This window comes from Hymenobacter aquaticus (genome assembly GCF_004765605.1).
Classification (GTDB): Bacteria; Bacteroidota; Bacteroidia; order Cytophagales; family Hymenobacteraceae; genus Hymenobacter; species Hymenobacter aquaticus.
This window is the reverse complement of sequence record NZ_SRLC01000001.1, coordinates 1,791,430-1,816,013: the sequence shown is the minus strand read 5'-3', so window position 1 is coordinate 1,816,013 and position 24,584 is coordinate 1,791,430. Positions and strand designations below refer to the sequence as shown.

Sequence of the window (24,584 nt, the reverse complement as noted above, 5' to 3'; positions counted from 1 at the left end):
ACTAATCTCGCCTGCCATGAAACCCGAACTCCAGAGCCTGCCCCTCATCGACAACGGCGGCAGCCACCGCTTCGAGCTAACCGTGAATCACGCCACCGCCTTCATGGAGTACGGCGAGCGGGAAGGGGCCCTGGCCCTGTTTCACACCGAAGTGCCGGGCCAGCTGGAAGGGCAGGGCGTGGGCACGGCCCTGGTGGAAAAGGTGCTGGCCGAAGCCGCGCGGCGCCAGCAGCCCCTGATTCCGCTGTGCCCCTTCGTGACCAGCTACCTGAAGCGCCACCCCGAGTGGCAGCGCCTGGTGGCCCTAGCCTACCAGCGCTGGTTCTTGCCGGCTGCGGAGTAGTAGGGATGCTGTCTAGCACGCGTCTCCGGCGCGTGCTTTCCGGCTCCGCGTCTGTGACGCGAATCAGCCGCGCCGTGCAGGTGTATTGCGCGAACGGGCGCGTCAGAGACGCGCAACCGGGAGGCACGCGTCGGAGACGCGCGCCAGCAGTGAGCAGTAGGGTGGGCATGCTGCTAACGCGGCAAGCGCGCGTCTCTGACGCGTGCTTTCCGGCTCCGCGTCTGTGACGCGAATCAGCCGCGCCGTGCACGTATATTGCGTGAACGGGCGCGGCAGAGATGCGGGCCAGCTGTGCCGCTGTGACGTGCGCCAGCTATTCAACGGGCTTAATTACTTACGTATCATTATGTCTGATAAATACCGCCCGAACGACCCGGAGGGCATTTATTTCCTGACCATGACGGTAGTGGACTGGGTTGATCTGTTCACGCGGGGTAGCTATAAAACAGTCATTGTAGACAGTCTACGCTATTGTCAGCAGCACAAAGGGCTGCTACTCTACGCGTGGTGCCTGATGCCTAGCCACCTGCACCTGATTGCCGGGGCAGCGCCGGGCCATAGCCTTTCGGCCTTTCTGCGCGACTTCAAGAAGTACACCAATCGGGAGCTGCTGTACCGCATTCAGCAGGAGGCCGAAAGCCGGCGCGAGTGGCTGCTGCACCGCTTTGCTTTTCATGCCGCGCAGACGCGGCGAGTACAGGACTATAAGCTCTGGCAGGATGGCAGCCATGCGGTGCAGCTGCTTACCCCAGCCTTTGCCCGGCAAAAGCTCGAGTATGTGCATCGCAACCCCGTTACCGATCTGACAGTGGCCGAGCCGGAACATTACCTCTATAGCTCGGCGGCCACTTATGCCGGTCACGGTGGTTTGCTACCGGTACAGTTTCTGGAATAGCGCAGGTGCTGCCGGCACGCGTCGCTATTTGCGCGAACGGGCGCGTCAGAGACGCGCAACCGGGAGGCACGCGTCACAGACGCGCGCCAGCGACGAGGCTGTGTTGCGCGGCAAGCGCGCGTCTCCGGCGCGTGCTTGTCGGCTCAGCGTCTGTGACGCGAATCAGCCGCGCCGTGCAGGTGTATTGCGCGAACGGGCGCGCCAGAGACGCGGGGCCGGCTGTCTAACTGGGGTCAACTCGTGGTGGTGCTGGGTTACTCACGTATCATTCTGTCTGATAAATACCGCCCGAACGACCTGGGGCGGCGTTGCATAGCACTGGATATTGGGTTTACTGAATATACGTTTTTTGTCCGGCTGGTCGGGTAAAATGAGCTGCGGTCCAGCTGGTTAAATGCGGCCCAACGTGTAGCTTACGGCCGCCGGACGCCGGAGGCCCGCGCCGGCCGCTACCTCCCCGCCAACCGAATGCCCACCCCGTATGCAAGCAGCCCTCGAATCAGAAGTCGTGTCCGCCCCGGGGCGGGCCGGTAGTACCCCGCGGGTGCAGGCCGTGGATGTGGTGCGCGGCCTGGTCATGGTTATCATGGCTCTCGACCACGTGCGCGACTTCTGGAGCAGCACCGCCATCCGGCCCGAAGACCTGACCCAGGCCAGCGGCGCGCTGTTTTTCACCCGCTGGATTACCCATTTCTGCGCCCCCACGTTCGTGTTTCTCTCCGGCGTGAGCATCTGGCTGCAACTGCAGAAGCAGGGGAGCCGGGGCGCGGCCAGTTGGCGGCTGCTCACCCGCGGGCTGTGGCTGATTGGCGTCGAGGTGGTGGTCATTACCTTCCTGCTGCAATGGAGCCACGAGCTGCTGGTGCTGGAGGTTATCTGGGCCATCGGGGGCGGCATGGTGCTGATGGCCGGGCTGCTCTGGCTGCCGCGCCCGGTGCTGGCGGCGCTGGCGGCCCTCATCGTGCTGGGCCACGACGCGCTGCCCTTTATTCAGCCCGTGACTCCCGCCAACGCCAGCTGGGCCTTGCTGCACAATACGCCCTTCGTGCTGCCCCTGGTCCAGTTGCCGCCGCTGCTGGTGGCCTATTCCGTGGGGCCGTGGCTGGGCGTGATGCTGGCCGGCTACGTGGTGGGGCCGTGGTTTGGGCTGCCCCTGGCCGACCGGGCCCGGCGGCTGCGCACGGCCGGGGCGGTGCTCTTGGTCGTATTCGGGGTGCTGCGGGCAACCAACTGGTACGGCGACCCGGCCCCGTGGAGCGGGCAGGCCCGGGGCGCGCTCTACACGGGGCTGTCGTTGCTGAACGTGAGCAAGTACCCGCCTTCCCTGCTGTTCGTGGGCCTCACGCTGGGCGTGTCCCTGCTGCTGCTCAGCCGGCTGGAAACCGTAGACAACCGCCTGACGCGCACCCTGCGCACCTACGGGCAGGTGCCTTTCTTTTACTTTCTGCTGCACCTGCTGCTAATCAGTGCCGGGGCCTGGCTCTGGACCCGCCTGGCGTTCGGACAGGCTGTTAACCTGTCGTTTACGCCCCCGGCCAGCTGGCCCAAGGGCTACGAGCCCAGCCTGTGGCGCGCCTACGCGGTGTGGGCCGCCGTGGTGGTGCTCCTGTACTGGCCCTGCCGCTGGTACGGTAGCTACAAGCGGCGCCACCGCTACTGGTGGCTGTCGTACCTCTAAGCGAAGGTACCGGGGCGCGCGGCTCCTGATGACGGGCGCATCGTACTGGTGAAATGGCGTACTTCGCGGCTATTCCTTCCGCCATGAAACACCTGTTTTCCACCCGCCGGGCGGCTACTTGCCTGCTAGTTTTGCTTTCCCTGCTGGTGCTCTTTCACGCCCTGATTCTCACCGGCATTGTGCCGTACGGAATCGTGTGGGGCGGCCGCCTACAGAGCCCGGCCCAGATGCTGGCGTTCGAAACCGTTTCCATCGGGGCAAACCTGGTGCTGGCCGGGGTGGCCGGGGCCTGGGCCGGCCACTGGGGCGCTGGCCGCCGCACCGGTTGGCTGCGGGGCGCGCTGTGGCTGATGACGGCGCTGTTCGGGCTGAACACCGTGGGCAATCTGCTGTCGGTTAATCCGCTGGAAAAGCACGTTTTTACGCCCCTGACGCTGGTGCTGGCCCTGCTGAGTCTGCGGCTGGCGCTGGACCGCCGGCCCGGCCGCCCGGCGGAAATTGCCGGCGGCAGTGGCTCTATATAAGCGGCCCGCTATGCATAAAGGGCAGGCCGTGCTAGTATTGCACCCGCTTCCCTTTGCTACAACTGATGCGCCCTTCCCTGACCACCACGCATTACTGGACCGGACTGCTGCTGACGGTGTTTATCCTGGCTCATCTGGCCAATCATTTGGTAGCCCTGAGCGGCATTCCGGCCCACCTGGCCGTGATGAACGCGCTGCGCGTCGGGTACCGCCACCCGGTGGTGGAAGCCGTGCTGCTGCTGGCCACGGGCCTGCAGGTGGTTTCCGGGGTGCGGCTGTACGGGCAAGCCCGCCGCCAGCCCGGGCCGTCGGCAGCGCGGCGGCTTCAGATTTTTTCGGGCTTGTACCTGGCGTTTTTCCTGCTGGCGCACACCGGGGCCGTGCTGTCCGGCCGGGTCTGGTTTGGCCTGGATACCAACTTCTACTTCGCCGCCGCCGGCCTGAACACGTTTCCGTTCAGCCTGTTTTTTGTGCCTTACTACTTCCTGGCCGTCACGGCGGTTTTCCTGCACCTGGCCGCGCTGCACTACCAGAAGGCAAGTAGTATTTTCGGGCCGCGCCGGGCGCGCCGGCACGCCTGGGGCATCGGGGGCCTGGGCGTGGTGGTGGCGTTGCTCATTTTGTTTGCCTTCACCAACCACCTGCGCGGCCTGCCCATTCCGGCCCGCTACCTGCGCACCCTGGGAAAATAGCGGCGCGCCTACTGGCGGGCCCGGCCGATAACGTATTTTCGGGCTTTCCGGTGGCTTTTTTTCAGGGAGTATGTCCAGCATGGAGCGTTTTGCCAAATCAAGGCCGGTGGTGCTGCGGCCCTACCAGCCGGCCTGGGCCGGGGAGTATGCCCAGCTGGCCCGGCACCTGCGGGCAGTGCTGGGGCCGCAGGTGCTGCGCATCGACCACATCGGCTCCACGGCCGTGCCGGACTTATGCGCCAAAGACGTCATCGACGTGCAGCTGACCGTGGCCGACTTCTCGGGCGTGGCCGGGCTGGCGCGGCCGTTGGGCGCGGCGGGCTTCCGGCTGCGCGAAGAGTGGCAGTACGACGAGTTTCACGGCCTGCCGGCCACGTCGGTGGAGCTGCGCAAGGGCTACGCGCGGGAGCCCGCCGGGCAGCGCCGCACCCACATTCACCTTCGCGAAGCGGGCCGGTTCAATGCCCGCTACGCCCTGCTGTTCCGCGACTACCTGCGCGCCAGCCCCCGGGCCCGCGCCGAGTACGGCCTGCTGAAGCAGCGGGCCGCTCACCTGTTTCCCGACAGCATCGACGGCTACCTGTTTCTGAAGGAGCCCGTCTTTCACCTGATCTACGAAGCGGCCGAGCTGTGGGCCACGGCCGTAGCCTGGCAGCTGCCCGCCGCCCACGAGTAGCCCGCCCGAACTGCGAGCCGCCCGCGCCACTGCCGTGCGCCTGCCGCGCTATTTGCCCGGAGCCAGCACTTCCCGCACCGGCGTCCACCGGATTTCGGGGTAGCGGCCGTTGTCGAGGGGCTCGGGCAGCTTGGCCTGGCCGCTGAGCATGTTGTGCAGGTACTGCATGCCCTGCCAGGGCGGAAATACCTCGTTTTTGGCCGGCAGCAGCGTCTTCGTAATCGAAATCATGGTGCGCAGCAAGCCCAGGCTGCCGGCCCGCAGCAGCTTGTAGGGCTGGCCCGTAGCCGCCTCGGCCGCCGCCCGCAGCCCCCGGATGCTGGCTACTTCGCCGGCCACGCGCAGGTAGCGGGGCGTCGTAGGGTCGAGGGCGGCGGCGGCCGTGTACTCGGCCGTGTTAATCATGGTGGTAAAGTCCAGGGGCTGGTCGGCGCTGCCCCAGTACAGCACCCGGCGCGGCCCCGCCAGAATCACGGGAGCCTGGCCGGTCAGCAAATCCGTGAACATGCCGTTGAGAATGGACGTGGCTTGAATCGGAGCCTGCTCGAGGCGGCGCGCAAACTCGCGGCGCAGGTCGAAGTTGCGGTTGGCGCCTTCCGGCAGGCGGGTAAAGTCGGCGGAGTAGTCGGAGGGAATAAAGCGGGGCACGCCGGTCGCCACGGCCGCGTCGAGCAGCCGGGTCTGGGCGTCCACAATCACCTCCCGCAGCCCCGACAGGGCCGATACCACGCAGGCGGCCCCCGTGCAGGCGGTGGTCAGGGCCGGGGCATCGTGGTAGTTCAGGGTCACGATGTCCACGCCTTGTAGTCGGAGGGAAGTTGCTTCGGCCCCGTGCTCGGCGCTAGGTCGTACGAGAGCCCGCACGGTAGCCCCGCGGCGGCGCAGGTGGTGGGCAATCAGCAGCCCGAGGGCCCCGGTGGCACCCGCCAGCACGATGACGGGTGAGGCGGCGGGAGAAGCAGAAGGAAAATCCGAGGTTGGTTCAGCTGATTGGGATGCCATAAAGCAGGGAAGAAAAGGTAGGGCCAGCGGCGGTGCCCCTGGCCGGCTGGCCCGGGCAAACCGCGCCGCTTGCAGCTACTACCGCTACTCGTCCCCGAAAGTTATAGCCTAGCCGCCAGCGGGGCCGGTTTTCCCGCCAACGGGCGGGGCAAAAATCAGCAAGCCGACGGAGGCTATCCGTCGGCTCGCGTACTTGAAAAAAGCAGGGCAGCTTACGCCAAAGCCGACTCGGGCTGCAACTGCTGGACCACCCGTTGCAGCATGGCGTGCTGCGGCAGGCGCGCGGCCAGCATCCGCAGCCCCCCGAGCTGCTGCTCCGTCATGGGGGTGGGCTGGCCGGCGGTGAAGTGGCGGGCGTTGCGCACGAAGCGGAGGCGGGCGTCGGGCTGGCGGCCGTGGCCCTCCATCCGGAACTGAGCCGGCGCCAGCAAGCCAAAAAACAGCTCCTGGGTTAGCTCCGGGTAGTCGGGCAGCGTGGGTGCCACGCCCATGGCGGTGGAAATCGTTTCGGCTACTTCCTGGCAGGTGGCCGTGCCCCGAAACTGCTTGAACTGCTCAAACTCGGCCAGGCCCGCCGCCATTTCGGCCGCCGTGGGCTCGGGGCAGGCTCCGCTCCAGCAGGCCGCAATCCAGCGGGCCTGCAGCTCGGCCGTCACGAAGTAGGAGCCGATTTGCTGGTACAGCCCCATGAAGGCGAAGTTGGGCAAGGCCGGGTGAAAGGTGAAGTGGTGCAGGTCGATGTGCTCGGGGCCGGCGTTGAGCGTCTGCCGGATGCTCTCGTGCAGATACGGCAGGTGCAGGTCGTAGCCCGTGGCCAGCAGCACCACATCGACCGGCACGGCGCGCCCGTCGGTGAGGATGGCCCCGGTGGCCGTGTACTCCCGTACGCCGGGCAGCGTCCGGATGCGGCCGGCCGCCACCTGGTCCAGGTAGTCCTGGCACTGCGACACGCCGGCTTCCAGAATGTCGTCGGCCGGCCGCAGCCCGCCGTAGTCGGCCGGGTTGCCCACGGCGCTTAAGATCAGCTCTTTCAGGCCTGCGGCGGCTTCAGCGGGCGGCAGCGCCTGGTTGACGTAGGCCCCGAAGCGGGTAAAGGCCAGCTGGTCGGTCGGCACGCCGTGCATGATTTTGCGGGCAATGTAGCGCGGCTTCCGGCTCGACGACAGCACCACGGTATCGTCGTTCTGGGCCAGGTCGCTGGCAATTTCCAGCCCGCTGATGCTGTTGCCGACCACCAGCACGCGCTGGCCCCGGAAGTCGTGGCGGCCCCGGTAGTCAAACGAGTGCAGCACCCGGCCCTGGAATTGGTCGAGGCCCGGGGTGCGCGGCAGGCGGGGCTTGTTGTAGCGCCCGGAGGCCACGATGACGCGGCCAAAGAACTCCGTCCGCCGCTCACCCTGCTGGTTTACCGTCTGGATAACGTACTGGCCATCGGGGCCCGGGCTGACGTGCTCCACGCGGGTGTTGAAGCGCACGTGGGGCAGCACGCCGAAGTGGCGGGCGTACTCGGTCAGGTAGGCCAGCACTTCCTCCGTCGTCGGGAACATCTGGGTGCCGGCCGGGTAGTCGAAGTCCGAAAACGACATCTTGATGTGGCAGGAGTTGGCGTGCATGCCCGGCCACTGGCCGCTGTGGGGCGCGCCCTGGTTCCACTGCCCACCCAGGCCGCTGCTCTGCTCGATGACAACGGGCGTGAGGCCGTCTTCGAGCAACGACTTGGCGGCGGCAATACCGGCCGGACCGCCGCCAATGATGGCAACCGTGGGGGAGGGGAAGAAAGGGGATGTTTTCATAGCTGGTAGAAATGGAGTGGAAAAGCAAGCGCCAAGCCGCTGACCGGGATACCAATAGCGGCAATGGCGAGGCAAGTTTAATAGGATTTAACCTCTGATGGATATAGCATTTTTATGTTATAGCTGGCGCGCAACGGGCCGGAAGGGCCGTAGCGCGGGGCGGGCGGCTTTCGGCATCACATCATTATGCGGTGCGTCCCGCCCGGCCGACACCGGGTAGAAAGCAATGGCCCGGTACCGCCGCCGGCTGTCCGACCTACGTACGCACCGGAAAGCCACCACCGGGTTTCGCCCGCTACCGATATGTTTATGCCCGCTTCTCACTGCCGCCCGCCCCGTTCCGGCGACTTACTACCCCTGCTTTTCGATGCGCGGCCGGCTTCCTCCGTCTGGCGGATGCTGGCGCACGGCCTATTGCTGGGGCTGGCCGCCCCCGGCCTGCTGGCCTGCTCCGACGACGCGGCGCGGCGGCCGGATTCGGAGCTGCGCGTCGATGCGCCGGCCCCGGACCAGCGCCGGCCCAGTGTAATCGAGGCGGAAAACGCGGCGGCGGCGGCATTGCCGGCCGGGGCGGGCCGCCGCTACCGGGTGCGGGCCGAAACGGCTTACTTCTACGACTCGCCCCGGCAGGCCCGGCCCAGGGGCAACTACCTGCGGCGCGGCGACGTGCTCTACGGCCAGGACGAGGGCAACGGCTTCGTAAAAACCCGCTTTGTGAGCCCCCAGGGCGCTACCGTGGCCGGATGGCTGAAAATGCAGGACCTCAGCAGCCTAATCGAAAACGCGTCGGCGCAGGCTAGTCGGAGCCGGCCCACCGCGCCGGCTGCCCCGGCCGCCCGTCCCGCCGCAACTCAGCCACTTGAGCCGGCGCAAACCAGCCCCGGCGGCGCGCAAACGGCCGTCGTGCGGGTGGCCCGGGCTTATTTCTACAACTCCCCCGACCTGGGCCAGCCCCGTAAGGCGTACTGCGAGCAGGGCGACAAAGTGCGGCTGGGTCAGGAGCAGGGCGCGGCGGTGTACGTCACGTTTACCAACTGGGAAAAAGTGACGACCCGGGGCTGGATGCACAAGCAGGACCTGGGCTTGCGGGAGTAGCCCGGCTCAGGTGGGCAAGCCGCCGCCGGCCGTCAGCTGCACGCGCGCCTGGGGCAGGCTGCCGGGGTATTCGCGCTGCAAAAACGTTATCAGCTGCTCGCGCACGGCGCAGCGCAGCTCCCACACCGAGCCGGCGTCGGCGGCGCTGACCAGGGCCCGCAGCTCCAGGGTCCGCTCCTTGGCGTCGGTGACGTGCAGCACGGCCACGCGCTGGTCCCAGAGCGGGTGGGCCGCCAAGATGCGGCGCAGCTCGGTGCGCACGGCCTCCACGGGCACCGAGTAGTCAGTTTGCAGGTACACGGCCCCGGTGAGGCGGGCACTGGTGCGGGTCCAGTTCTGGAAGGGCTTTTCGATGAAGTAGTTGAGGGGCAGCACCAGCCGCCGCTCGTCCCAGATGCTGAGCACCACGTAGGTAAAGGTGATTTCCTCGACCCGGCCCCATTCGCCTTCTACCACCAGTACATCGTCGATGCGGATGGGCTGGGTGAAGGCAATCTGGAAGCCGGCCAGCAGGTTGCTGATGGAGCGCTGGGCGGCAAAACCCACGATGACGCTGGCAATACCGGCCGAGGTGAGCAGGCCCGTGCCCAGGCGGCGTACCGTCTCGAAGCTCATCAGCACCAAACCCACGGCCACGAAGGCAATCAGCGACATGGCCAGCTTCTTGATAAACTGCAGCTGGGTGAAGAGCTTGCGCACCCGCAGGTTGTTGTCGGAATTGAGCTGGTAGCGACGCTGCACCAGGTCCTGGAGCACGTCCAGGGTGCGGATCAGGCCCCAGGCGAAAGTCAGAATCAGGGTGAACTCGACTATGCGGCGCAGCACTTCGAAGCCTTTGGGCGGCAGCGGCACCAGCGGCAGCAGCAGCGACACGGTCAGCACGGGCAAAAACAGGGCGCTGGCCGAGCTTAGGTGGCGCTCCACGGAGCGGGCCAGAGTCGAATCCTCGCGCTTGGCAACGGCCCCCAGTACCCGAAAAATAACGTATTTGAGCACCAGGCCCAGCATCAGGCCCCCCAGCAGAATGCCCAGCGTGGCAAAAATATCGGGGAAGTGGGCGAAAAGATGAGCAGCTTGTTCTTTCATGGTAACTGCCGCGCGGCAGGTCGGCGGCGGGCTTCGGATGTAGCAAGTGTACCCACCGGGCCCGGGAAAGGTTGGCGCTTGGCTTCGGCTGGCTTCGGTGCCGGCCAGTCTGCCGCGCGTATACCATTGGGCCCCGTCTCCCGTACTGGCAGCATGCACAACTCGTGGCTGTACCCTCTTCCGTTTCTGCTTGTTGGTGGCTTTGTGGCCTTCTGGTGCCTGGTCGTAAAGCTGATTTCCCTGTTGGGCTGGCGGCGACTGGCCCGCTACTACGCCGTGCCCGCCGTGCCCGCCGGTCGGGTTTTCTCCCTGACGCGGGCCCACATCGGGTCCGTCAAATACGACCGGTCTGTCCGGGCCACGGCTACGGCGCAGGGCCTGGGGCTGTCTACGATGGCGCTGTTCAGCATCGGCCACCCGCCACTGCTCATTCCGTGGGTTGCTTTCGGGCCTATTCAGGCGGAAAAGTTTCTCTGGGTTACTACCTACACCACCCGCATCAGCCTGCCCGATGCGGGTAGTATGCAGCTGAGCTTCACCGGCTCCGAGCTGCTGCGAGCCGCGCAGCCCTGGCTGCCGACCTTTCCGCCGCTTTAAGCCCGGCCGCGGAACGCAGCCAGCGGGCCGCCCGAGCCGCAGAAGGTGGCTGAGAAGTAGGGGAGAAGCAGGGAAAAGAAATTCTGGCTTGTCCCAATTCCTGCCGCCATGCCTTCCGTCTCTCTTTGCTGCGCCCCGGCGCGCTCCGGGGCTTCGGTGCGGGCCTGGTTGCTGGCCGGCTGCCGCAATGCCACCCGGAACCCATAAAGGAGCGTAGCGGCGGGGCCAACCTTAGCGGGGGAGGGTGCGTTTCAGCCTCAATCTTTCCCAAGCTCCTCTATGAAGTTTCTCACTCCGCTCTTGCTGTCGGCTTCGTTGCTTGCCGCCGCCCCCGTTGCCACCGCCCAGTCCCCGGGCCAGTCGCCCTACACCACCCGCTTTGCCGTCGATGCCCCCGTTATTGCCGGCCTGGGCGCCGTGAGTGGCTTTGGGCTCTACCGGGTGCAGCAAAAGCAGGGACTGACGGAAGAGCAGCTGGCGGCCCTGTCCAAGAATAACGTGCCGAAAATCGACCGGTTTGTGGCCGGCAACTACAGCACTTCGGCCCAAACGGCCAGCGACCTGCTTTGCTACGGCTCGCTGGCCGTGGCCCCCGGCCTGCTGGCCCTCGACCCCAGCATGCGGGCCCATTATGGCCAGGTGCTGGTGCTCTACGTGGAGACGATGGCCACGTCGGCGGCTATGTTCACCTCCAGTGTGGGCAACGTGTACCGCTACCGGCCTTTCCTCTACGGCTCGGGCGGCACGCCCAGGGAGCGGAGCAGCAAGATTTCCACCAACTCGTTCTTCGCCGGTCACACGGCCCACACGGCCACCGCTACCTTCTTTGCCGCCAAGGTGTTCCACGACTACCACCCCGGTTCGGCGGCGGAACCCTTTGTGTGGGGCGCGGCGGCCGTGGTGCCCGCCGCCGTGGCCTACTACCGCATGGAGGCCGGCAAGCACTTTCTGACCGACAACCTGCTGGGCTACGCCGTCGGGGCCACGATGGGCGTGGTGGTGCCCCAGCTGCACAAAACCGGGCGGCGCACTGGCCTCTCGGTTAGCCCGTTGCAGGGCCTGAACGTGAACGGCTACTCCTACGGCGGCCTGCTCGTGACCAAGCACTTGTAAGCCGGCCGCGCCCCCGATGGGAAGCTACCCCCGATGGTTGGCTTCCCATCGGGGGCAGCGCGCCGGGGGCATGTCACAACGACGCGGCTATTCTGAACGGCTGCTGCCTGCCCAACGGGCGCTGCCTGTGAATACAAATCGAAATCGAAATAATCGTATTGTTTAAAGTATATTTATTATTGAATATTTACTATATATAATTACCATATATTATTCCTTTACTCTGGTTGGGCGGAAAGGCATCTTTGACCAGTTCTTTCTTCCACTCTTTCCCCACAACCATTTCCCATGAAAACAACCACTACTTCCCTGCTGTGGGCAGCCCTGCTCGGCGTGTCCCTGAGTGCCTGCCAGAAAGAGGAGCAGAGCCTGCCCACGCCCACGGCCCAGACCGGCGACGCCCGGGGCCTCGACCCGGTAGCCCAGGCCGCCAACGTGCGCATCACGGGCCAGCTCGACTCGACCATTGCCTACGCCAACACTAACCCGGCGCTGAACCTGAAGCTGGTGTCCTACGCCTTCCGCAGCCGCCTGACGACGGCCGAGGAAGTGGCCGCCGCCAAAGCCCGCATCCTGGACGCGGGCAGTATCATTCCGGTGTATGGCGACCTGCAGAAGGGCAGCAAAGCCAACCAGACGCCCCCGTTTGAGCTGATGAGCCTGCGGGAAAACGCCCAGCGCCAGCCGGGCGGCAGCGTGAATGAGGCGCAGGCCGGCATCAATGCCTACCTGAGCAAATCTCTGCAGGCCGGCCTGGGCCAGGTAGAGCTGACCTGGGAGCGGGACGGGCAGCGCTTTACCTCGCTGTGCCTCTACAACGAAAAGGGCCTGGTATACGACAACATGCTGGCCAACCTGTTCACCCTCAAGGACCAGCGCACCTCGGACGTGGCCAGTGAGCAGGCCAAAGTCACGACGACGCCCTTCACGGCCACGGCCGTTGACTTCGACATCGAGTGGATCTGGGGCAGCCAGCGGGGCCACATCACCGTGAAGCACACTATCCTGTACGGCGGCGGTAAAATCACGACCAACTCGGGCACGGCTACGGCCTGGATGTCGGCTGGCTCGGCGCAGGCCCGGCAGCAGCGCTACGTGTTGCGCACCACCTACGCCCAGTTGACCTGGGCCTACGGCTGGGCCACGCCCACGGCCAGCTTCAGCTTCAGCTACTCGGGCAGCCCCGTAAAAATCAACGCTTCGGTATCGGGCGTCGGCTCTAAGGGCCAGGGCGAGGGTATCCACACGATTTACCTGTAAGCCCAACCCGTAGCGCCGGGTCGTGTCGGCGCTATTCTACGCTACCCCGGTTTGGAGGCTTGCCTTCAGGCCGGGGTAGTTTGGCGTTGGGGCCGTACCCGCTGCCGGGCAAATGCGGGGCGGCTTTGGTTGGCAGCGGGGCATTTGCCTACTTGCGCGCTCCACCCACGTTGCTGCCTCATGCAATCTGCCTCCACCGTTTTCCTCGTGCGGCCCATCCGCTTCGGCTTCAACCCGGAAACGGCCGGATCCAACCACTTTCAGCGGGTCATTGCTGGCCTGAGCGACGCGCAGGTGCAGGAAAAAGCCTTTGCCGAGTTTGACGCTATGGTCGCGACGCTGCGCGCCCACGGCATGCAGGTTCTGGTCTTCGACGATACCCCGGAGCCCGCCAAGCCCGACGCCGTGTTTCCCAACAACTGGGGCTCCTTCCACGCCGATGGCCGGGTGGTGCTCTACCCCATGTGCGCCCCCAACCGCCGGCCCGAGCGGCGCCCGGATATTCTGGCCCGCCTCGGCCAGCAGTTTGCGCTGCGCGACGTGGTTGATTTGTCGGCGTACGAGCAGCAGGGGCAGTTTCTGGAAGGCACCGGCAGCCTGATCTTCGACCACGTGCACCGGGTGGTCTACGCCTGTTTGTCGGTGCGCACGGATGCCGGGCTGCTCACGGAGGTGGCCGCCCGGTTGGGCTACCGGCCCGTGGCCTTCCACGCCCACGACGCGCGGGGCCAGCTTATTTACCACACCAACGTGATGATGTGCGTGGGGGCCGGGTTTGCCGTGGTTTGCCTGGCAAGCATTACCGACGCCACTGAGCGGCAAGCCGTAGCCGATTCGCTGACGGCCACCGGCCACGAAATCGTGGCTATTTCCCTGGCACAGGTCGCCGAGTTTGCCGGCAACATGCTCACGCTGCAACCCGCCGGCCGCCCTACCGAGCTGCTGGCTATGTCGCAGCGGGCCCACGACGCCCTGACGCCCGAGCAGCGCCTGGCGTTGAGCCGCTACTGCGAGCTGCTGCCGCTGCCCATTCCGACCATCGAAACCATTGGGGGCGGCAGCGCCCGGTGCATGCTGGCGGAAGTGTTTCTGCCACCCCTGGCTTCGTAGTGCCTTCGTTTTTGACTACCGTTATGGCTCCCGACCCCGAGTACCTCGCCCTGAACCGCGCCCTGTGGAACGCCCGCACCGGCCCGCACCTGGCCTCCGATTTCTACGCCGTGGAGGCCTTCAAGGCCGGCAATACTTCTTTGAACGGCATCGAGCTGGCCCTGCTCGGCGACGTGGCCGGGCAGCGCATTTTGCACCTGCAATGCCACTTCGGGCAGGATAGTTTGTCGCTGGCCCGGCTGGGTGCCCAGGTCACGGGCGTCGATTTGTCGGATGTGGCCATTGCGGCGGCCCGCGGCCTGAGCGCCGAGTTGGGCGTGCCGGCCGAGTTTATCTGCTGCGACGTGCACGCGCTGCCTGAGCACCTGCCCCAGGCGCAGTTCGACCTGGTCTACATGACCTACGGCGTGCTGAACTGGTGGCCCGACCTGGGCCGCTGGGCCGCGCTGGTGCACCGCTACCTGCGGCCCGGCGGCCGGTTGTTGCTGGTCGAGTTTCACCCCGTGGTGTGGATGTTCGACAACGACTTTACCCGCCTGCAATACAGCTACTTCAACTCGGGCCCCATCCAGGAAACGGAAGTGGGCACCTACGCCGACCAGCAGGCCGACCTGGTGCACCAGTCCGTTACCTGGAACCACAGCCTGAGCGAGGTTATCGGGAGCCTGCTGACCCAGGGCCTGCACCTCGCGCACTTCGCCGAGTACGATTATTCGCCCTACAACTGCTTTGCCCACACCGTGGCCCAGCCCGACGGCACGTTCCGCATCGGGCCGCTCGGTACGCAGGCGCCGCTGGTGTATTCGGTGGTGGCCGTCAGGCCGTAGGAGAAGCCGGTTAGCTCACAAAAAAAGCCTCTCAACGTGCAGTTGAGAGGCTTTTTTGCTTGCAATTTGCTCCGTGCTATTTGCTGGCCGCCGCCGGTTCGGTGAGGCCCAGCACGGTGCTGGTATGGGTCCGGATCTGCTCCAGCAGCGCGGGGTTGTCGTTGAGCTTCTGGCCAAAGGAGGGAATCATCTCCCGGAACGTGGCCTGCCACTCGGGCGAAGCCGCCTGGGCCGGGAAACACTTCTGCACCAGGCTTACCATGATGGACACGGCCGTGGACGCGCCCGGCGAAGCCCCTAGCAGGGCGGCAATGGAGCCGTCGGCGGCACTCACGACTTCGGTGCCGAATTCGAGCACGCCGCCTTCCTTCTCGTCTTTCTTGATGACCTGCACCCGCTGGCCGGCAATTTCCAGCTCCCAGTCTTCGGGGCGGGCATTGGGCAGGTACTCCTTCAGGGCGGCCAGGCGGTCCTGGGGCGACTGGCGCACCTGGTTGATGAGGTAGCGGGTGAGGGGAATGTTTTTGAGGCCGGCAATAATCATGGGGCGCAGGTTGCCGGCCCGGATGGAGGCGGGCAGATCCAGGAACGAGCCTTTCTTCAGGAACTTGGTGCTGAAGCCCGCGTAGGGCCCAAACAGCAGCTCCCGCTTGCCGTTGATCATGCGCGAGTCGAGGTGGGGCACCGACATGGGCGGCGAGCCCACGGCGGCCTTGCCGTAGACCTTGGCCTGGTGCCGCTCAATGACGGCCGGGTTCACGCACTTCAGCCACTGGCCGCTCACGGGGAAGCCCCCAAAGCCGTGACCCTCCGGAATGTCCGACTTCTCGAGCAGGGTAAGCGAGCCGCCGCCGGCCCCGATAAACACGAACCGGGCCGTGACCTTGCGGGTCTGGCCGGTGAGGCGGTCGGTAGCTTTCACCCGCCACTGCCCGTCGTCGCGGCGCTTGAGCTTGGTGACTTCGTGGTTGAAGTGGAACGTGACGCCGGGCTTTTCCTGGAGCAGGTAGAACATGCCGCGGGTCAGGGAGCCGAAGTTCACGTCGGTGCCCAGCTCCATGTTGGTGGCGGCCACGGGCTGGCCCGGCTCCCGGCCTTCCATCACCAGCGGAATCCACTGCTCAATCTGCCGGCGGTCTTCGGAGTACTCCATGCCCTTGAACAGGGGCGACTGGGTGAGGGCCGCGTGGCGCTTGCGCAGGTAGTCCACGTTGGCCTCGCCCCACACGAAACTCATGTGGGGAATGTGGTTGATGAAGCGCTGGAGCTCCTTTACTGCGTATTTCTCGGCCAGGAACGTCCAGAACTGCTTCGAGACTTCGAACGACTCGGCAATGCCGATGGCCTTGCTGATGTCGATGGAGCCGTCGGGGCGCTGGGGCGTGTAGTTCAGCTCGCAGAAGGCCGAGTGGCCCGTGCCGGCGTTGTTCCAGGCGTCGGAGCTTTCGGCGGCGGCCACGTCGAGGCGCTCCAGCACGGTAATGGTCAGGTCGGGTTGCAACTCCTTCAGCATCATGCCCAGCGTGGCGCTCATAATGCCGGCGCCGATGAGCACGACGTCGACGGTGCTTTCCGGAGAGTTATCGGTAGTATTCATAAGGTGACGTAGCAAAGAAAGCGGCAAAGGTATTGCCTACGTCGAAAAGCGGAAAAAGGGTCTTTTGTTGTGAAATTCGGCTGGCCGCTTTTTCCCGAACCAGTGAAGTAGCTAGCGCCCAGCCCGTTCGTCGGCTGTGCTCAGGCGGTAGCCGACGGTAGCGTTGAACAGCCAGTAGCGCGCGTCGTAGCTCACCCGCTCAGGAAAGCCGGTTGTGGTGTTGGCGGTCAGCAGGCCAAAGGCTACCTCGTCGTGAAAAGACGTTTCGTACCGGGCGCGCACGTCGAGGGTGGCTGTGAGGCGGCCCTGGCGCAGCCCGACTTCGAGGTAGGGCAGCGAGCCGCCGAAGTCGTTTAGGCCCCGGAAAGAGTTGTTGCCGGGATTCACATCGACAAAAGTGCCGGCCGACGGCACGGTGCGGCCGCCCCCGACGGGCACGGGCTGCCCGCTGCCGTAGCGCAGGCTGGTGCTGGTCACCTGAATATGGTCGAGGGCTAGGCCCAAGCCCACGAACAGCCGCCGGCTGGTTTGGCCCAGGGGCACGAAGTAGCGCCCACCCAGCCGCGCCGTGTAGCTGAGGCCCCGCCACGCGTATTCACCGGCCGGCAACGCCCCGCGCGCCGGTATTTCCCCCGATTTGCCCATGGTATTCACCGTCAGGTCGCCGTGCAGGGCCAGCTGGCGGCTGGCAAACAGTACGTCGGCGTACAGCCCCCCAATCGGGTGGAAGCGGCTGTTCACGTTCAGGCCATCCAGGGAGTAGTCCTGCGCGGGCCGGAAATCGTCGCGGCGCAGCACGAAGCTGTTGATTTGCACCCCGACCAGCACCCCGGCGTTCAGGGCCACGTGGTGCCGACGCTTGGTGGTGGGCAGAAAGCTGGTGCCGGCCTGCGGCGCATTCGCGCAGCTTTGGTTGTAGGCCTGCACCACGGCCGCCAGGTCGGGAGCCGTGAACTTGGCGGTAGCAACGGCCTGGGTAGCCGCGGGGCAGCTGGCGAAAAACACCGTGAGCTGGCTGCGGTAGTTGTTGGCGTCGATGGCAGTGCGGCGGCCTTGCTGATCCTGGCGCACCACGCGCCGCTCGGTCAGCTCGATGTAGCCCTGGGTTTCGCGGCGCACGAAATAATGGGTGGCCCCGGGCGTCGCCAGCCGCAGCAGGGGCGCGGGGCCTTCGACAATGACTTCGGCGAAGATGGTTTCCGGCCGCTGCCTGGGCGCTTTGTCCAGGGTCAGGTAGGTGGCGCGGGTTTCGGCGGTGCGGTCTACCGGGAGCAGCTCCGAGCGAAAATACCGGCCGCCGGTGAGGCGAAACAGCCGCAGCTGGGGAGGCGCGTAGGTGGCGACGGCCGCGCCCGGGGCCGTACGGAACCGCACCGTGGCCGGGGTTTCGACCCAGTGGCTGTTTTCGATTTCGCCCCGAAGGGTGTCGTTGGCAGTGGTGACGAGCAGGCCGGGTTCGAACGACTGAGCCCGGGTAAGGGTAGTGGCCAGCAGCAAGCCGGCCGACAGGAATACATGACGCATTGGAATAGCTAAGTGCCGCGGATAGAAGCCGGCCCACAAAAGTGGTCAGAAAGACGGCTAATAAAAAGGGAGGCCAGCGGTACTTTGACGGGGGCAGGGCCAACAAAACGGACTGGTAAGGGGTAGTATAGTTTTCGTTTCCGACTACCAGCTTCTTTTCACCGCCCACTCATGAACCCAGCGAATAACACCGTCTTGATTACCGGAGGCGCCTCCGGCATTGGCCTGGCCCTGGCCGAGCGTTTCGTGCGGGCCGGCAGTGAGGTCATCGTCGTGGGCCGGCGCGAAGACAAGCTGCGCGAAGCCCGGGCCCAGCTGCCGGGCCTGCACACCCGCGTGTGCGACGTGGCCCGGGCCGCCGACCGTAAAAGCCTGCTGGAGTGGGTGAAAAACGAGTTTCCGGGGGTGAACGTGCTGCTCAACAACGCCGGCATTCAGAACCGCCTGCAGCTGGCCGACGACCCGGAAGACTGGGAAAGCCGCCGCCAGGAAATCGTCATCAACCTGGAAGCCCCGATTCATCTGGCCATGCTGTTTATTCCGCATCTGCGCCAGCAGCCCAACCCTTACATCATCAACGTCACGTCGGGGTTGTCGTTTGCGCCGGCCGCGTTTGCGCCCATCTACAGCGCCACTAAGGCCGCGCTGCACTCCTTCACGCTTTCGTTGCGGCACCAGCTGGCCCAGTCCACCCCGATTCAGGTGCTGGAAATCGTGCCGCCGGCCGTGAATACCGATTTGGGCGGGGCCGGGCTGCACACGTTCGGCGTGCCCGTCGATGCCTTCGCCGACTCCATCATGGCGCGCCTGGCCGCTGGCGAGCAGGAGGTGGGCTACGGTACTTCCGAGGAAATGCGCAACGCTTCCCGCGCGGAAACGGACGCCCGGTTTCAGTTGATTAACAACCGCTAAGGTACCGCCCGCCACCGCCGAAGCACGCCCAAAACTTGCCGGACGTGCTCCGGCTGTTTCCTGCGGTAAAACCGGTGCTACTTCACATTCACCAGCACGCCCAGAAAAGCCAGCCGGCCAATCTGGGGGCCACCGATAATCTGGATATTGTTGGCGTTGAATAGGTTAGAGACGCCGGCTTGCAACGTGGTACCCAGCTCGGGCAGCGCGTAGCCCAGGTAGGCATCCGTGGAGCTGTAGGCCCGGATGGTGCCCGTGGCGAAGGGCATTTCCTGGCGGTGGCCTTCGGCCCAGCGGTAGTTCAGGGCGTAGGTCAGGTGCTGGCGGACGGTGCCGTGCACGCCCAGATTGAACTTGTGCCTGGGCGTGTTGAAAAACGTCTGGAAATCGGCCGGCAGGCGGTGGCGGTCCAGCACGTTGAGCGAGTAGTTGCCGGTCAGGCTCATGGCTTTGCTGAGCTTGTAGGCCAGGCCCAGCGTGGCGCCCTGGGTGCGCACCTGCCGGGCGTTGTTGAACCAGGTAAAGATGATGCGCGTGGGCTTGGTCCGGTCGGTGAAGCCGGGCAGCCCTTCGTCGATCTGGGCCTGGGTGGGGCGGCTGCCGTCCACGTTGCCGGCAAAGGCCTGGCCCCCGATAAAGTCGGTGTAGACGCTGCGGAAGTAGCTCACGTCGGCGTAGAGCTTGGGCAGCAGCATGCCTTTGTAGCCCACTTCCAGCGTGTTGGAGCGTTCCAGCTTGAGCTTGGGCAAATTGATGGCAAAGGCGGCCAGCGGAATGCCCGGCGTGCCGTAGGGGTTGCCGTTGGCATCGGTGAAGCTGTAGCCCTGAAACCCGCTGCTGATGTTGCCCAGCACGATAAACGAGGTGACGTCGGAGTGGGCGTACTGCTCCAGCTGGGACGGGCTGCGGTAGGCCCCGGCGTAGCTGGCCCGGAAATTATGCCGCTGCTCGGGCCCAAACGAATACACGGCCGAGGCCCGGGGCGACAACGCCGGGGAAAAGTTGCGGAAGTAATCGACGCGGCCGGCCAGAGCCAGCTTCAGGTGCTCGTGCAGCAAGGTCTGGGTCAGCTGCCCGTAGGCCCCAAACTCGTAGTTGCGGATGCGGCGGCGGTTGAAGTCGTCGAACAGCTTGCCGTCGGAGCCCAGGCGGTATTCGCGGTAGGCCGCGCCCAGAATCAGGTCGGTGCCGAAGTCGGACGCGCGGAAGCTGCGCTGGGCGCTGATGTCGTTCAGAAAGGAGTTGAACCGCTGCTGCGCGCCCCGGCCCGGCTGGTCGTCGGCCACGAGCTGGGCGCGCAGCGTGGCAAAGCGCGGGTCGGCGCTTTGCAGCTGGGTGGCATTGGCCGCCTGCTGGGCCTGGGCCAGCGCCTGCGCCTGCGTGGTGCCGGGCTGCCGGATGGCGTCGGAATACACCGTGTTGTAGGTGCTGAAATACAGCTGCGCATAGCTCAGGGGGCCATACGGGCTGGTTTCTTGGGCCGTGGAGCCCAGCAGCAAAGCCCCGAGCTGGGCCAGCTCGTAGCTGCTGCCGGTGAAGTCTTCGGTGGAATACAGGCGCACAAACCCCCGGTTGCTTTTCAGCTCGGCCCGGTACTGATTGGTGCCCAGATCTTTCACCCGAAACCGGCTGATGTTCTGGTAGGTGGCCGTGCCCGTCGCGCGCTTGGCTTCCAGGGTCAGCTGCAGGTTGTCCTTCAGCAGGTAAGACAAGGCGCCCTGCACGCGGTAGGACTTGGTTTTCTGGTCGGGCCCAATCAGCTCCTGCTCCGTGAAGCCGGGCATGTACACCGTCTTGCCGTACAGGTCGGGGTGGGTGCCGCCGGGCAGCTGCTGTTTGGGGTCGTCGGTAAACCGAAAGCTTAGCTCCCCCGACCGGTTGACGGCGTCGTAGCCGAGGCTGGAGCCTTCGGGGTTCTGTGAGAAGCTGGCCGCCTCGTAGTTCTGGGCCAGCCAGTCCTGGGCCTGAAACCCGCTGGCGTTGAGCTTGAGGGCCAGCTTGTCGGTGAGCTTCTTGGCGTAGCGCAGCTGCCCGTCCAGCAGGTTGCGCTGCCCCCCGCGCAGGCGCACGCTCAGCCCCTCGTACACGAACGGGTCCTTGCTGTTGAACAAGACCACCCCGCTCAGCGCGTTGGCCCCGTACAACGCCGAGGCCGGCCCGTGCAGCAGCTCGATGCTCTCCAGGTCCAGCTCGGGCAGGCCCACCAGGTTGCCCGGGCTCAGGTTCAGGCTCGGCAGGGCCGTGTCCATGTAGTCGACCAGCTGCATGACCCGCTCGCTCTTGGCCGTGTTGAAGCCACGCGTGCTGACGGAGGTAAAGAGCATCGAGGCCGAGTTCACGTCCACGCCCGGCAGCTGGCCCAGGCCGGCCAGCACCTCCGGCGTGCTGAAGCGCTCCAGCTGCCGCGCCGATACCTTGTCGATGGTAACGGACGTGCGCAAGATGTTTTCCTCCACCCGCGAGGCCGATACCACCGTGGCATTCACCGCCGCCGCGCTGGGCACCAGCGAAACCACCAGCTCCGCATCGGGGCCGCTGAGCGTGATTTCCTGAGACTCGTAGCCTACAAAGGCAACGACCAGCGTCACGGGGCCTTTGTCGAAGGCTACGGCCAGGTGAAACTGCCCGAGCTGGTTGGAGCTGGTGCCGATAAAAGAGCCTTTAACGAATATGGTGGCCCCGGGCAGCGGCTCGCCGGTACTGGTGAGCACCGTGCCGCCCACGGCCTCGGCCACGCGAGCAGCGGGCTGAGTAGTAATAGGACGTTTTGGGGAAGCCCTGACTAGCCGGGTATCACTGGGCCGTGCAACCGTAGCTGAGGCGGCTCCGGTAAGCAGAGCTGCCGCCAAAAGAAAACGAAGATGTTGCATGCACAGGGTGTGGTAGTTCAGGGCGGACGAATCTCAAAGCTACTGGCGATTCGGACAAAATCAAAGCTACCACTTTTGCCGTCGTGCTTCGGTACTATTCAATGAAGTTTGGACTTTTGGCCGGCAGGTAGGCGCGGGGCACCGGCCTGCTGCCCAGAAAAAGCAGATTCCTGGGCGGTAGGCGTAATAATAGAATAAAACTAATATTCGAAGCTGAGCTCAGCCAGTGAATGGAAAATCTCGCAGCCACTCCCAGGGGCCGTTGCGGTAGGCCCACAGCTGCAGGCCGGTGCCGGTGGCCGAAAATGGGTTGAACGAAGCCGTTAGCTCCTGGTGCAGGGCCCGGGCTACTTCGGGCCGCACCTTGTTCTGCACCGTTACGTGGGGGCGCCGCTTTTGCTGATCCTGGGGCGTGAGCTGGGGCCACCACTGCTGTTGCAGGCGGCGGTGCAGGCTCTCCAGCGCCTCACTTTCCAGCCGGTAAGCTACGCCCTGGCCCAGAAACTGCACGCCCGCTACCTGTAGCAGCAGCGGCGGCTGCGCCCCGGCCAGAGCCGCCAGCTGCTGCTCAATTTCGGCCTGCTGCGGGCCCGGCAAATGGTGAAACAGGGTGAGGTGAGCCGCCAGAAAGTTGCGCTGCGGTGGAAAGTGGGCCTGCCGCAGCTCGTTGAAAAACCGGCTGGCCGGCTCATCCAGCGCCAGGGTCAGAATCAGGGGCGGCGCGGGGGATGGGGGCAGAGTGGTCATGCGCTTAGGTAGTGGGCAGCAGGCTGCTGCTGTGTACGATATGGCCGCCGAGCCGCGTCAGGTCGGCTTTGGTCCGCTCGAAGCCCTCGGGCGAAATGGCCCGGGTGGCATCCTCAATCAGATAGGTGTCGAAGCCTTCCTGCAGCGCGTCTTTGGCCGTGAAGTACACGCAGTAGTCGGCGGCCAGGCCGGCCACGTACACCTGCCGGATGCCCCGGCCGCGCAGGTAGTCCGCCAGGCCCGTCGATTTGCGGTGGCCGTTGTCGTAGAAGCCGCTGTAGCTGTCGATTTCCGGGTTGGTGCCCTTGCGGAAAATGGCTTCCACGCGGTTGGTGTCCAGCGCGCCGGCCAGGGCGGCCCCGGCCGAGCCCTGCACGCAATGCACCGGCCAGAGCACCTGGCGCAGGCCGTGCAGGTCGATTTCGGCGAAAGGCTGCTGCCCCGGGTGGGAGGCCGCGAAGCTCTGGTGGTGGGGCGGGTGCCAATCCTGGGTGGCTACTACCAGGTCGAAGTGGGGTTGCAGGGCATTGGCCAGGGGCACCACGGCGTCGCCGCCGGGCACGGCCAGGGAGCCGCCGGGCAGAAAATCGGGTTGAATATCAATGAGCAGCAGAGCTTTCATGCGCAGAATGGATAAGAAAAGGCCGCCCTACGGTTTGGGCGGGGCGGTAGGGGTGAGGACTTCGGCCACTAAACGCCAGCCGCAGGCTTCCTGTTGCCACACGTGCAGGTAGCCACCCTGGTCGGCCGGATTCTGGGCGGAAAGATACGTGCCGTAGGTGTAGCTCAGGTCGCCCGCCCGGGCCACGCGGCTGCCCTGGGGCTGAAGAAAAGTCGTTACATCGCCAGACAAAGAAGGTGGGGCAGGGAGTTGACGCCAGGAAACGCGGCGAATCTGGTACCCGGATGCGCCGCGCGGCTGCTATGGATGCTTCGTTCACGATATTTGCACTTGCAAATATTCTATGTTGAGGATAAGTTTTTGATTTTCAAGATGTAAAATATTGATCTGGAATGGCCCATCGGGACTTTAAACTAGTCCCCCGGTGTTCTATACCCGTCACCAGCTACCTGTTCTGATGCTCGAAACCGGCGCCTTCGTTTCCCTTTCCGATACCCTGCTTACCGACCAGCCCCCGGCCACCCCGCAGCCGCTCACCCACTCGGCGCGGCTGTGGCTGCCCAAGCGGGTGCTCTTCACCCCCGATGCCCTCGACGAGCCGTTTGGCCAGCAGATGTACGAGCGGGTGCGGGCCCACGACCTGGAAATAGAAGTGCTGAAAAGCAACCGCCTGACCGGGCTGCGGGGCGTCGACGTGCGCGAAACGTACCGCAACGCCAAAAACACGCTGGCCGTGGTGTGCGCCCCGCCCGGCGCCCTGAAGCTGCAACCCACCCCGCCCTCGGCCGACTGGCAGATGAACCTGGCCGAAGGCTGCCCGGCGCACTGCCAGTACTGCTACCTGGCCGGCAGCCTGCAAGGGCCGCCGGTGGTGCGGGCCTACGCCAACCTGCCCAAGCTGCTGGCCGGCACGGCTGCCTACGAGCAGGCCGGGCGCACCACCAGCTTCGAAGTGAGCTGCTACACCGACGTGCTGGGCATCGAGCACCTGACCGGCAGCCTGGCCGAGTGCATCCGCTACTACGGGGCCCGCGAAGGCGCGCGGCTGCGGTTTGTGAGCAAGTACGACGCGGTAGATTCCCTGCTCGGGTTGCCCCACCACGGCCGCACCCGCGCCCGGTTCAGCCTGAATGCCGAGCCCATTGCCCGCCGCTTGGAAGGCGGTACGGCCTCGGTGGCGGCCCGTCTGCGGGCCCTGCGCCAGCTGGCCTTGCCCCGGGAGCAGGGTGGGGGCGGCTACCCCGTGGGCGTGGTGCTGGCTCCCATTATGCCCATTCCGGAGTGGCGCGCCCACTACGCGGCCCTGCTCGACCGGCTGGCCGCCACCCTCGACTTTCCCTGCGACCTGACCGTGGAAATGATTAGCCACCGCTTCACGCCCGGCTCCCGGGACGTGCTACAGCAGTGGTATCCCAACACCAGCCTCGACCTGAGCGAAGCTGGCCGGGCCGTGAAGCGCAACAAGTTCGGGGGCACCAAATACGTGTACCAGCCCGAGGAAATGCGCGTGCTCAAGCAGTTTTTCTTTACCGAATGGCAGCGCCGCTTTCCGCTGGCGCCCATTCAGTACTGGACGTAACGTGCTGGTGACTAGCTGTGAAGCTGGCCCACATTAAAAAAG

Annotated in this window: 23 protein-coding genes; 14 read left to right on the top strand and 9 right to left on the bottom strand. The window is 65.3% G+C overall.

Annotated elements, in window-relative coordinates; translation table 11 throughout:
- The first annotated feature begins 16 nt into the window (after positions 1–16).
- From E5K00_RS07505 to E5K00_RS07480, 6 genes are all read left to right on the top strand, one after another.
- Positions 17–343: a GNAT family N-acetyltransferase gene (locus E5K00_RS07505; RefSeq protein ID WP_135462615.1), complete on the top strand. Its 327-nt coding sequence runs from the start codon at positions 17–19 to the stop codon at positions 341–343.
- Between the two features lie 223 nt (positions 344–566).
- Positions 567–1,238 (top strand): REP-associated tyrosine transposase, encoded by a 672-nt coding sequence (locus E5K00_RS07500; protein ID WP_245328233.1) that lies wholly within the window; start codon positions 567–569, stop codon positions 1,236–1,238.
- 481 nt (positions 1,239–1,719) lie between these two features.
- Positions 1,720–2,916, top strand: coding sequence for a DUF1624 domain-containing protein (locus E5K00_RS07495; RefSeq protein WP_135462614.1), 1,197 nt, complete (start codon positions 1,720–1,722; stop codon positions 2,914–2,916).
- An 83-nt stretch (positions 2,917–2,999) separates the two neighbouring features.
- Positions 3,000–3,440 (top strand): hypothetical protein, encoded by a 441-nt coding sequence (locus E5K00_RS07490; protein ID WP_135462613.1) that lies wholly within the window; start codon positions 3,000–3,002, stop codon positions 3,438–3,440.
- A gap of 65 nt (positions 3,441–3,505) precedes the next feature.
- Entirely contained in the window at positions 3,506–4,132 is a 627-nt protein-coding gene (locus E5K00_RS07485) for a hypothetical protein (protein WP_135462612.1), read from the top strand.
- Between the two features lie 70 nt (positions 4,133–4,202).
- Positions 4,203–4,808 carry a GrpB family protein gene (locus E5K00_RS07480; RefSeq protein WP_210114283.1) on the top strand — a complete coding sequence of 202 codons (606 nt, stop codon included), beginning with the start codon at positions 4,203–4,205 and terminating at the stop codon, positions 4,806–4,808.
- Positions 4,809–4,856: 48 nt separating this feature from the next.
- Here the strand turns inward: E5K00_RS07480 and E5K00_RS07475 are convergent, their stop codons facing one another.
- A complete protein-coding gene (locus tag E5K00_RS07475; RefSeq protein ID WP_135462611.1) occupies positions 4,857–5,810 on the bottom strand; it encodes an NmrA family NAD(P)-binding protein in 954 nt (317 codons plus the stop codon).
- 212 nt (positions 5,811–6,022) lie between these two features.
- Positions 6,023–7,603 (bottom strand): flavin-containing monooxygenase, encoded by a 1,581-nt coding sequence (locus tag E5K00_RS07470; protein WP_135462610.1) that lies wholly within the window; start codon positions 7,601–7,603, stop codon positions 6,023–6,025.
- Positions 7,604–7,912: 309 nt separating this feature from the next.
- On the opposite strand from E5K00_RS07470, the gene E5K00_RS07465 reads away from it, so the two are divergent.
- A complete protein-coding gene (locus E5K00_RS07465; protein WP_135462609.1) occupies positions 7,913–8,698 on the top strand; it encodes a hypothetical protein in 786 nt (261 codons plus the stop codon).
- Positions 8,699–8,704: 6 nt separating this feature from the next.
- Here E5K00_RS07465 and E5K00_RS07460 read toward each other — a convergent pair whose 3' ends face one another.
- A complete protein-coding gene (locus E5K00_RS07460) occupies positions 8,705–9,784 on the bottom strand; it encodes a mechanosensitive ion channel family protein (RefSeq protein ID WP_135462608.1) in 1,080 nt (359 codons plus the stop codon).
- A 153-nt stretch (positions 9,785–9,937) separates the two neighbouring features.
- Here E5K00_RS07460 and E5K00_RS07455 point away from each other — a divergent pair, with 153 nt between their 5' ends.
- The 5 genes from E5K00_RS07455 (at position 9,938) to E5K00_RS07435 (ending at position 14,691) form a co-directional block, all read left to right on the top strand.
- Positions 9,938–10,381 carry a hypothetical protein gene (locus tag E5K00_RS07455; protein WP_135462607.1) on the top strand — a complete coding sequence of 148 codons (444 nt, stop codon included), beginning with the start codon at positions 9,938–9,940 and terminating at the stop codon, positions 10,379–10,381.
- 279 nt (positions 10,382–10,660) lie between these two features.
- Positions 10,661–11,494: a phosphatase PAP2 family protein gene (locus tag E5K00_RS07450; protein ID WP_135462606.1), complete on the top strand. Its 834-nt coding sequence runs from the start codon at positions 10,661–10,663 to the stop codon at positions 11,492–11,494.
- Between the two features lie 288 nt (positions 11,495–11,782).
- On the top strand, positions 11,783–12,754 hold the full coding sequence (locus tag E5K00_RS07445; protein ID WP_135462605.1) for a hypothetical protein: 972 nt from the start codon (positions 11,783–11,785) through the stop codon (positions 12,752–12,754).
- A 180-nt stretch (positions 12,755–12,934) separates the two neighbouring features.
- On the top strand, positions 12,935–13,864 hold the full coding sequence (gene ctlX, locus E5K00_RS07440) for a citrulline utilization hydrolase CtlX (protein ID WP_135462604.1): 930 nt from the start codon (positions 12,935–12,937) through the stop codon (positions 13,862–13,864).
- A 23-nt stretch (positions 13,865–13,887) separates the two neighbouring features.
- Positions 13,888–14,691, top strand: coding sequence for a class I SAM-dependent methyltransferase (locus E5K00_RS07435; protein ID WP_135462603.1), 804 nt, complete (start codon positions 13,888–13,890; stop codon positions 14,689–14,691).
- Positions 14,692–14,767: 76 nt separating this feature from the next.
- Here E5K00_RS07435 and E5K00_RS07430 read toward each other — a convergent pair whose 3' ends face one another.
- On the bottom strand, positions 14,768–16,288 hold the full coding sequence (locus E5K00_RS07430) for a malate:quinone oxidoreductase (RefSeq protein ID WP_135462602.1): 1,521 nt from the start codon (positions 16,286–16,288) through the stop codon (positions 14,768–14,770).
- A gap of 111 nt (positions 16,289–16,399) precedes the next feature.
- Positions 16,400–17,812: a hypothetical protein gene (locus E5K00_RS07425; protein ID WP_135462601.1), complete on the bottom strand. Its 1,413-nt coding sequence runs from the start codon at positions 17,810–17,812 to the stop codon at positions 16,400–16,402.
- A 171-nt stretch (positions 17,813–17,983) separates the two neighbouring features.
- Between E5K00_RS07425 and E5K00_RS07420 the strand changes: the two genes are divergently transcribed.
- Positions 17,984–18,724, top strand: a complete 741-nt coding sequence (locus tag E5K00_RS07420) for an SDR family oxidoreductase (protein ID WP_135462600.1) — start codon at positions 17,984–17,986, stop codon at positions 18,722–18,724.
- Between the two features lie 77 nt (positions 18,725–18,801).
- On the opposite strand, the gene E5K00_RS07415 is transcribed toward E5K00_RS07420, so the two are convergent.
- The 4 genes from E5K00_RS07415 to E5K00_RS07400 all read right to left on the bottom strand — a co-directional run bounded on the left by E5K00_RS07415 (position 18,802) and on the right by E5K00_RS07400 (position 23,194).
- Positions 18,802–21,459, bottom strand: coding sequence for a TonB-dependent receptor (locus E5K00_RS07415; RefSeq protein ID WP_167856790.1), 2,658 nt, complete (start codon positions 21,457–21,459; stop codon positions 18,802–18,804).
- A gap of 354 nt (positions 21,460–21,813) precedes the next feature.
- Positions 21,814–22,341: a 2'-5' RNA ligase family protein gene (locus E5K00_RS07410; protein WP_135462598.1), complete on the bottom strand. Its 528-nt coding sequence runs from the start codon at positions 22,339–22,341 to the stop codon at positions 21,814–21,816.
- Positions 22,342–22,345: 4 nt separating this feature from the next.
- Positions 22,346–22,963, bottom strand: coding sequence for a bifunctional nicotinamidase/pyrazinamidase (gene pncA / locus E5K00_RS07405; protein ID WP_135462597.1), 618 nt, complete (start codon positions 22,961–22,963; stop codon positions 22,346–22,348).
- A gap of 27 nt (positions 22,964–22,990) precedes the next feature.
- Complete coding sequence (locus E5K00_RS07400; RefSeq protein ID WP_135462596.1) at positions 22,991–23,194, bottom strand: hypothetical protein; 204 nt, start codon at positions 23,192–23,194, stop codon at positions 22,991–22,993.
- 193 nt (positions 23,195–23,387) lie between these two features.
- On the opposite strand from E5K00_RS07400, the gene E5K00_RS07395 reads away from it, so the two are divergent.
- The gene (locus E5K00_RS07395) at positions 23,388–24,542 is read left to right on the top strand and encodes a spore photoproduct lyase family protein (RefSeq protein ID WP_245328232.1); all 1,155 of its coding nucleotides are present in this window, start codon (positions 23,388–23,390) and stop codon (positions 24,540–24,542) included.
- Positions 24,543–24,584 lie beyond the last annotated feature (42 nt).